The 6464-nt window shown below is 63.6% G+C and carries 8 protein-coding genes; 3 read left to right on the top strand and 5 right to left on the bottom strand.

Annotated elements, in window-relative coordinates; all coding sequences use genetic code 11:
* Positions 1-79 precede the first annotated feature (79 nt).
* Positions 80-1195 carry a GTP-binding protein gene (locus EOB36_RS32605; RefSeq protein WP_128286505.1) on the top strand — a complete coding sequence of 372 codons (1116 nt, stop codon included), beginning with the start codon at positions 80-82 and terminating at the stop codon, positions 1193-1195.
* A 14-nt stretch (positions 1196-1209) separates the two neighbouring features.
* Here the strand turns inward: EOB36_RS32605 and EOB36_RS32600 are convergent, their stop codons facing one another.
* From EOB36_RS32600 to EOB36_RS32580, 5 genes are all read right to left on the bottom strand, one after another.
* Positions 1210-1500: a sulfurtransferase TusA family protein gene (locus tag EOB36_RS32600; protein WP_095485920.1), complete on the bottom strand. Its 291-nt coding sequence runs from the start codon at positions 1498-1500 to the stop codon at positions 1210-1212.
* A gap of 11 nt (positions 1501-1511) precedes the next feature.
* Positions 1512-2840 carry a murein L,D-transpeptidase family protein gene (locus tag EOB36_RS32595; protein ID WP_095485921.1) on the bottom strand — a complete coding sequence of 443 codons (1329 nt, stop codon included), beginning with the start codon at positions 2838-2840 and terminating at the stop codon, positions 1512-1514.
* A gap of 198 nt (positions 2841-3038) precedes the next feature.
* Positions 3039-3989 carry an acetyl-CoA carboxylase carboxyltransferase subunit alpha gene (locus EOB36_RS32590; protein WP_095485922.1) on the bottom strand — a complete coding sequence of 317 codons (951 nt, stop codon included), beginning with the start codon at positions 3987-3989 and terminating at the stop codon, positions 3039-3041.
* A gap of 99 nt (positions 3990-4088) precedes the next feature.
* The gene (locus tag EOB36_RS32585; protein ID WP_128286504.1) at positions 4089-5006 is read right to left on the bottom strand and encodes a site-specific tyrosine recombinase XerD; all 918 of its coding nucleotides are present in this window, start codon (positions 5004-5006) and stop codon (positions 4089-4091) included.
* Between the two features lie 24 nt (positions 5007-5030).
* On the bottom strand, positions 5031-5183 hold the full coding sequence (locus tag EOB36_RS32580; RefSeq protein WP_095485924.1) for a histidine kinase: 153 nt from the start codon (positions 5181-5183) through the stop codon (positions 5031-5033).
* A gap of 147 nt (positions 5184-5330) precedes the next feature.
* On the opposite strand from EOB36_RS32580, the gene EOB36_RS32575 reads away from it, so the two are divergent.
* Entirely contained in the window at positions 5331-5936 is a 606-nt protein-coding gene (locus EOB36_RS32575; protein WP_128242943.1) for a shikimate kinase, read from the top strand.
* Positions 5933-6464: iron-containing alcohol dehydrogenase (locus EOB36_RS32570; RefSeq protein ID WP_128286503.1), on the top strand; the 532-nt coding region annotated here is incomplete at its 3' end. The genes EOB36_RS32575 and EOB36_RS32570, both read left to right, overlap by 4 nt.

Raw genomic sequence — 6464 nt, 5'->3', positions numbered from 1 at the left:
CCCGGTGCCGAGCCCACAGTTATCGGTTCCGCCACGGCGGCCAAAGGCGGCCAGCCCGCCAAGGCCTTGAACTAGCCTGATGAGCAGCGGCTTCCCAATCCCTGTCTCGGTGCTGACCGGCTTTCTCGGCGCCGGCAAGACGACGCTGCTCAACCGGCTGCTCAGGGATCCAGCACTCGCCGATACCGCCGTCATCATCAACGAGTTCGGCGAGGTGGCAATCGACCATCTCCTGGTCGAACAGGCCTCCGACGGCATCATCCAGCTCTCCGACGGCTGTCTCTGCTGCACGGTGCGCGGTGAGCTGGTCGACACGCTGGCTGATCTCGTCGACCGGCTGCAGACCGGCCGTATCGCCCGGCTTGCCCGCGTCGTCATCGAAACCACCGGCCTCGCCGATCCGGCGCCGGTGCTGCAGTCGATCATGGCGCATCCGGCGCTGGTCCAGGCCTTTCGGCTCGACGGCGTCATCACGCTGGTCGACGCGGTCAACGGCAATGCGACGCTGGACGCCCATGTCGAGGCGGTGAAGCAGGTGGCCGTCGCCGACCGCATCGTGCTGACGAAAGCCGATCTGGTCACCGATCCGCGCGACGTCGAGACCTTGCGGGCCCGGCTGCGGCAGATCAATCCGGGTGCCGAACTGCTCGAGGCCGGTGACAAAAGGACCGATGTAGCGGCGCTGTTCGATTGCGGCCTCTACAACCCAGCCACCAAGTCCCCCGAGGTGCAACGCTGGCTCGGCGAGGAAGCCGCCCATGACCACCACCATGGCGACCATGACCACGACGACCATGGCCATGACCACGATAGCGACCATCGGCACGATTCCCGCGTGCGCTCCTATTCGCTCGTTCATGACGGGCCGGTGCCGTTTTCGGCGATCGAGATGTTCCTCGACCTGTTGCGATCGGCGCATGGCGAGCGCCTGCTGCGCATGAAGGGCGTCATCGAGTTGCTGGAAGACCCGGCGCGGCCGCTGGTCGTCCACGGCGTGCAGAAGATCCTGCATCCGCCGGCGCGGCTGCCGTCCTGGCCGGACGGCCAACGCGGCACAAGGCTGGTGCTGATCACGCTCGACATGCCGGAGGACTATGTCCGCCGGCTGTTTGCCGCCTTCACCAACCGGCCGTCGATAGACACACCCGACCGCGCAGCGCTGGAAAACAACCCGCTGGCCATCGCCGGGCGTTGATTTTAACCTATTGGTTAACCACGATCTTTTCCGAAAACCGGATTCCACTTTTCGGGATCATGGTCTAGCGACTGCTCGCCGCGCTCGACTAGAAAGCGATGGGCGCCCGAAACCGCTGCCGTTTCGACCAAGCGATGGCCGGCATCGGTGCAGAAAGCAGGAATATCGATGACGGCCAGCGGGTCAGTGGTTTCCAGCCAGAGCCTGCTGCCCGGCCGCATCGCAGCCAGCCGCTTTTTTGCTTTCAGCACAGGCAGGGGGCAGTTCAGGCCCTTGAGGTCATAGACGGAAGTAGGCTTGGCCAAGCGCGAGAACCTCAGCCGCCGAACATGCCGAGCAGTTTGTTCTTCAGCTTTGTCACCCTGCTTTGATCGGCATTGGCCGCCTGCGTTTCGGCCGGGGCGGCAGCTTGGGGCGACGCGATTGTCGCGGTGGCGACAGGCGCTTCGGCCGCGGCCACGGCATCCCCCTCTTCGGCCAGCGAATTAATCTTGGCCGCTTCCGTTTCGGCCAGAGCCTGAGCCTTGGCCGCCTCTTTCTCGGCTTTGGCCGCCTCTATGGCGGCAAGCCTTTGCTCTTCGGCCTTCTGCTTGGCGGCTTTCTCCGCATCCAGCGCGGCCATCTTCCGGCCGGCCGGCGAATCGATGCGGCCCATGCGCGCCGTCTCTGTCACCGAGCCGTCGGCGTTGAACGACGGCGGCTCGATCGGCACGCGTTCGCCACGGGCGCGCTTTTTCGACCACTCGGAAACGATGCTGGCTTCCTTGATGCCGGCGATGGTTGGCTTGGGGGCCGGCACGCTGGCTTTGACCGCGCCGTTGAAAGCCGCTTCGTAGGTGCTCTGGTAGGCATTGAAGGCGCTCTTCAACGAATCCGGCTGCGTCGTCGTGGGGCAGGCGCCGGCCGGATCGAATGTCGCGCCGTCGGCCGCGACCTGGTTGAAGACGTAGCGCTTCTCGCAGACGTCGACCTTCGGCGGCACCTTGGTGATCTCGAAATTGTCGTAGCCGACCTTCAGCATCTTCCAGAATTCGTAGTTCGGATCCTTGCGATAACGCGCCATGTTGGCGGCGGTCATGCGGAACGGAAAGGCCTGGATCTGGAATTCGGTCTGCCCGCCCTGGAACGCATCGCGGCCGAAGGCGTAGATTTGCTCGATCTGCGCGTCGGTCATCGAATAGCAGCCCGACGACGAGCAGGCGCCATGGACCATCAGATGAGAACCGGTGCGGCCATTGGCGCGGTCGTAGGCGTTGGGATAGCCGATGTTGAAGGCAAGGTGGTAGCTCGACCGCGGATTCATCTGCGCCGGGCGGACCGTATAGAAGCCTTCCGGCGCCTGGCGGTCGCCTTCGGTGAATTTGGGACCCAGCTTGCCCGACCATTTGCATATGTCGTAGCTGGCGACCAAGTCGTAGCGGCCGTTGGTCTTGGCCTTCCAGATTTCGAGCTTGCCCTCTTCCTTGAAGATGCGGGCCATCACCGGCGAGGTGCGGGTCATGCCCTTGGCCTTCATGCCGGCCAGGATCTTGTCGGGCAGCGGCTTGTTGGCCTGGGGGGCAAAATCCTTCATCGAAGAATCATTGCAGCCGGCGACCCCTATCGCGGCAATCAGAAGTCCGGTGCGGGCGAGCTTGGCAAACATGGGTATGGCTATGTCTTTTCTTTCGGACCGCAGGCATCAGCGCCGCCAGGCTCAACCCTAAGCCCGTTAACCTTGAAAATTCCTTACCGCAAGCGCCGGGCGCATCCCCTTACGGCAATTTGATTGAACCGAATGCCGCGGCATTTTTGTGGCGGACGTGCTCAATCTCGCCACATTGCGGCGCCGAACCTCGTCTTGCTAAAGGTTTCGCCCCATAGCCAGGTATTTCTCGCGGCGCTGCTCACGAAAATCGGTGTTGGCGCCGGAGAATTCCTTCATCGTCTTGGCGATGAGGTCGCCGGTGGCGGCGATGACCGCTTCCGGGCCACGATGGGCGCCGCCCAGCGGTTCGGGAATGATGGCGTCAATGATCTTCAGCTCCAGCAGATCCTGGGCGGTGATCTTCATGTTGGTCGCTGCATCCTTCGAGCGGGTGGTGTCGCGCCACAGGATCGATGCGGCGCCTTCCGGCGAGATCACCGAATAGATGGCGTGTTCGAGCATGTAGACGCGGTTGGCGGTGGCGATCGCGATGGCACCGCCTGAGCCGCCTTCGCCGATGACCACCGAGATCGACGGCACCTTCAGGCCGAGACAGGCCGATGTCGAGCGGGCAATGGCTTCCGCTTGGCCACGCTCCTCGGCGTTGACGCCGGGATAGGCGCCGGCCGTGTCGACCAGCGTCAGCAACGGGATGTTGAAACGGTCGGCGAGTTCCATCAGCCGCACCGCCTTGCGGTAGCCTTCCGGTCGCACCGAGCCGAAATTGTGCTTCAGCCGGCTGGCCGTGTCCGAACCTTTTTCCTGGCCGATGATCGCCACCGGCTCGCCACGAAAGCGGGCAAAGCCGCCGACGATCGCCTGATCCTCGCCGAAATTGCGGTCGCCGGCAAGCGGCGTGAAATCGTTGAACAGGCCTTTGATGTAGTCGATGCAATGCGGCCTGTCCGGATGGCGCGCCACCTGCACCTTCTGCCACGGGGTCAGCGCCTTGTAGGCGTCGCGCAGGGCGTCGCGCGAACGCTTCTCAAGACGGCTGATCTCATCGCCGACATCGACCGCCTCGCCATTCTCGGCGAGTTTCTTCAGCTCGAGGATCTTGCCTTCGAGATCGGCGACCGGCTTTTCGAAATCGAGGTAATTGTACATTCTTGAGCGGACCGATAGACCGGGAGGCAATGACTGGCGGAACCCAGGAAACAGAGGCTCCGGGCGATGGAACGTGGTCCTCACATAGCGATATGACGCCTAGTCGGCAAGCGGATGATGATCGTTGACCAGCCGCACCAGCCGCTCCTCCAGCACATGCGTGTAAATCTGCGTCGTTGAAATATCGGCATGGCCAAGCAACTGCTGCACGGCCCTGAGGTCGGCGCCGTTCTGCAGGAGATGGCTGGCGAAAGCATGGCGCAGCACATGCGGCGATATTTTCGCCGAGGCGATGCCGGCCCGCGCCGCAAGGCCCTTCAGGTCGCGGGCGAAGACCTGCCTGGAGAGATAGCCGCTATCGCCTGCTGCCGGAAACAGGAACGGGCTGTCTGCGAGAGCCGGCACCGTTGCCCGGGCAGAGAGCCAGGTCCGCATCGCCATGCGCGCCTTTGCCGACAGCGGAACCATGCGTTCCTTGTCGCCCTTGCCACGCACTATGAAGAAACGATCGTCGCGCAGCGCTACCGTCACCGGCAGGCCGACCAGTTCGGAAACGCGCAGGCCGGTGGCGTAGAGCACCTCGACCAGTGCATGCAGGCGCAGCGCCGCCAGGCTGTCGCCATCGTTCAGCGAGGCGTCAGCTGCCTCTTGCGCCGCACGGTCGATCAGCCGGCCGGTGTCGGCCTCGCTCATCGTCTTCGGCAGCGGCCGGCCCTTCTTCGGGCTGTCCAGGGTTCCGGTCGGGTCGTCGCCGCGCAGGCCTTCAGCGTAAAGGAATTTAAAGAATTGGCGGATCGCCGACAGTTTGCGTGCCTGCGAGGTGGCGGCAAAACCGCGCGCGGCGATATCGTCGAGATAGGCGCGGATATCGCCGGCGGCGGCGCCCGCAAGCCCGCCATCGATCTCGGCCGAAGCGTCTTCGAGGTCGCGGCGATAGCTGGAAAGCGTGTTTTCGGCTGCGCCCCGCTCGGCGCTCATCATTTCCAGAAAGGCTTCGATGCGGGCTGCGCTGTTCATTTCTTTGGGTCAGTTTTCCTGGGATCAGTTTTTCTTGGGATTGAGCTTTTCCGGAGGAATGCGCACGCTCATTTCGGCCTTTCTCGGCTCGACGAACATCGCCAGAGCGAACATCGCGCCATAGACAATGCCGGCCAGAATCGTGAGCGTCACGACAAAGCGGAACAGTGTCGGCATCAATTTTCGCCCGTCTTCTTGTTCTGCGTTTCCAAACCCTGTGCCCTTATGAGACGCCAATCCGGCCAATTCAAGGACGAAGCTCGGCGCGCGCCACGCTTGACGCAAACAGGCTTTTGATGTCGATACGCCGGCAACGAGGTCCGTATGAGCGCGCTACCAGCAAATCCTCCTGACGAGAGCCATGCCGCGCTGCTCAGCCGGCTGGGCAACCGTTCCATCGTCTTTGTCGGCCTCATGGGCGCCGGCAAGACGGCGATCGGCCGCAAGGTGGCGGGGATCCTGGGACTGCCTTTCATCGACAGCGATCAGGAGATCGAAAGCGTGTCGCGCATGAGCGTCCCCGAATTGTTCGAACGCTATGGCGAGACCGAGTTCCGGGCGCTCGAGCAGCGCGTCATCCTGCGCGTGCTGGAGCACGGCCCGCAGGTGCTGTCGACGGGCGGCGGCGCCTTCATGAGCGCGCAGACGCGGGAGGCGATCGCCGGCCATGGCGTGTCGGTATGGCTGAAGGCCGAGATCGACCTCTTGATGGACCGCGTTTCCAAGAAGCAAAACCGGCCGCTCTTGAAAAGCGCCGATCCCCGCGCCGTGATCGAGCGGTTGATGGCCGAGCGCTATCCGGTCTACGCAGGCGCCGATGTCACCGTGCCGACCCGCGACGATCGCAAGGAGGTCATTGCGGCCGAGGTGGTGAGCGCGCTTTGCGGGTATTTCGGCGTTGCGGCCGCGACAGGCGAGGTGCGGTCGTGAGCGTCAATGCGACAGTCACCGTCGAAGTCGGGCTTGGCGATCGTGCCTATGACATTTTAATCGGCTCCGGCCTGCTTTCGCGCGCGGGCACCGAGATTTCGCGTCGCCTTCCAGGCACGCGCGCCGCGGTGGTCACCGACGACAATGTCGCCGCAGCACACCTCGAAACGTTGAAGGCCGGCCTCGAAAAGGGCGGCATTCAGCCTGCCGTCATCACGTTGCCGGCTGGGGAAAAGACCAAGAGTTTCGCGCATCTCGAGGAGGTGGTGGACGGCGTGCTGGCAGCCAGGCTTGAGCGCGGCGATGTCGTCATCGCGCTCGGCGGCGGTGTCATCGGCGACCTGGCCGGATTTGCCGCCGGCATCGTGCGCCGCGGCATGAATTTCGTGCAGATACCGACTTCGCTGCTCGCGCAGGTCGACTCTTCGGTCGGCGGCAAGACCGGCATCAACAGCGCGCGCGGCAAGAACCTCGTCGGCGTCTTCCATCAGCCGAAACTGGTGCTGGCCGATACCGAAGCGCTTGACA

The sequence above is a fragment of the Mesorhizobium sp. M6A.T.Cr.TU.017.01.1.1 genome, assembly GCF_004023115.1.
GTDB classification, from domain to species: domain Bacteria; phylum Pseudomonadota; class Alphaproteobacteria; order Rhizobiales; family Rhizobiaceae; genus Mesorhizobium; species Mesorhizobium mediterraneum.
The sequence above is the reverse complement of the archived record's forward strand: the minus strand, read 5'-3'. Positions and strand labels throughout refer to the sequence as shown.

Excerpts from the sequence above, each read along its gene's own strand:
- EOB36_RS32605 (WP_128286505.1), top strand. The coding sequence starts at position 80 with ATGAGCAGCGGCTTCCCAATCCCTGTCTCGGTGCTGACCGGCTTTCTC.
- EOB36_RS32595 (WP_095485921.1), bottom strand. The coding sequence starts at position 2,840 with ATGTTTGCCAAGCTCGCCCGCACCGGACTTCTGATTGCCGCGATAGGG.
- EOB36_RS32590 (WP_095485922.1), bottom strand. The coding sequence starts at position 3,989 with ATGTACAATTACCTCGATTTCGAAAAGCCGGTCGCCGATCTCGAAGGC.
- EOB36_RS32585 (WP_128286504.1), bottom strand. The coding sequence starts at position 5,006 with ATGAACAGCGCAGCCCGCATCGAAGCCTTTCTGGAAATGATGAGCGCC.
- EOB36_RS32580 (WP_095485924.1), bottom strand. The coding sequence starts at position 5,183 with ATGCCGACACTGTTCCGCTTTGTCGTGACGCTCACGATTCTGGCCGGC.
- EOB36_RS32575 (WP_128242943.1), top strand. The coding sequence starts at position 5,331 with ATGAGCGCGCTACCAGCAAATCCTCCTGACGAGAGCCATGCCGCGCTG.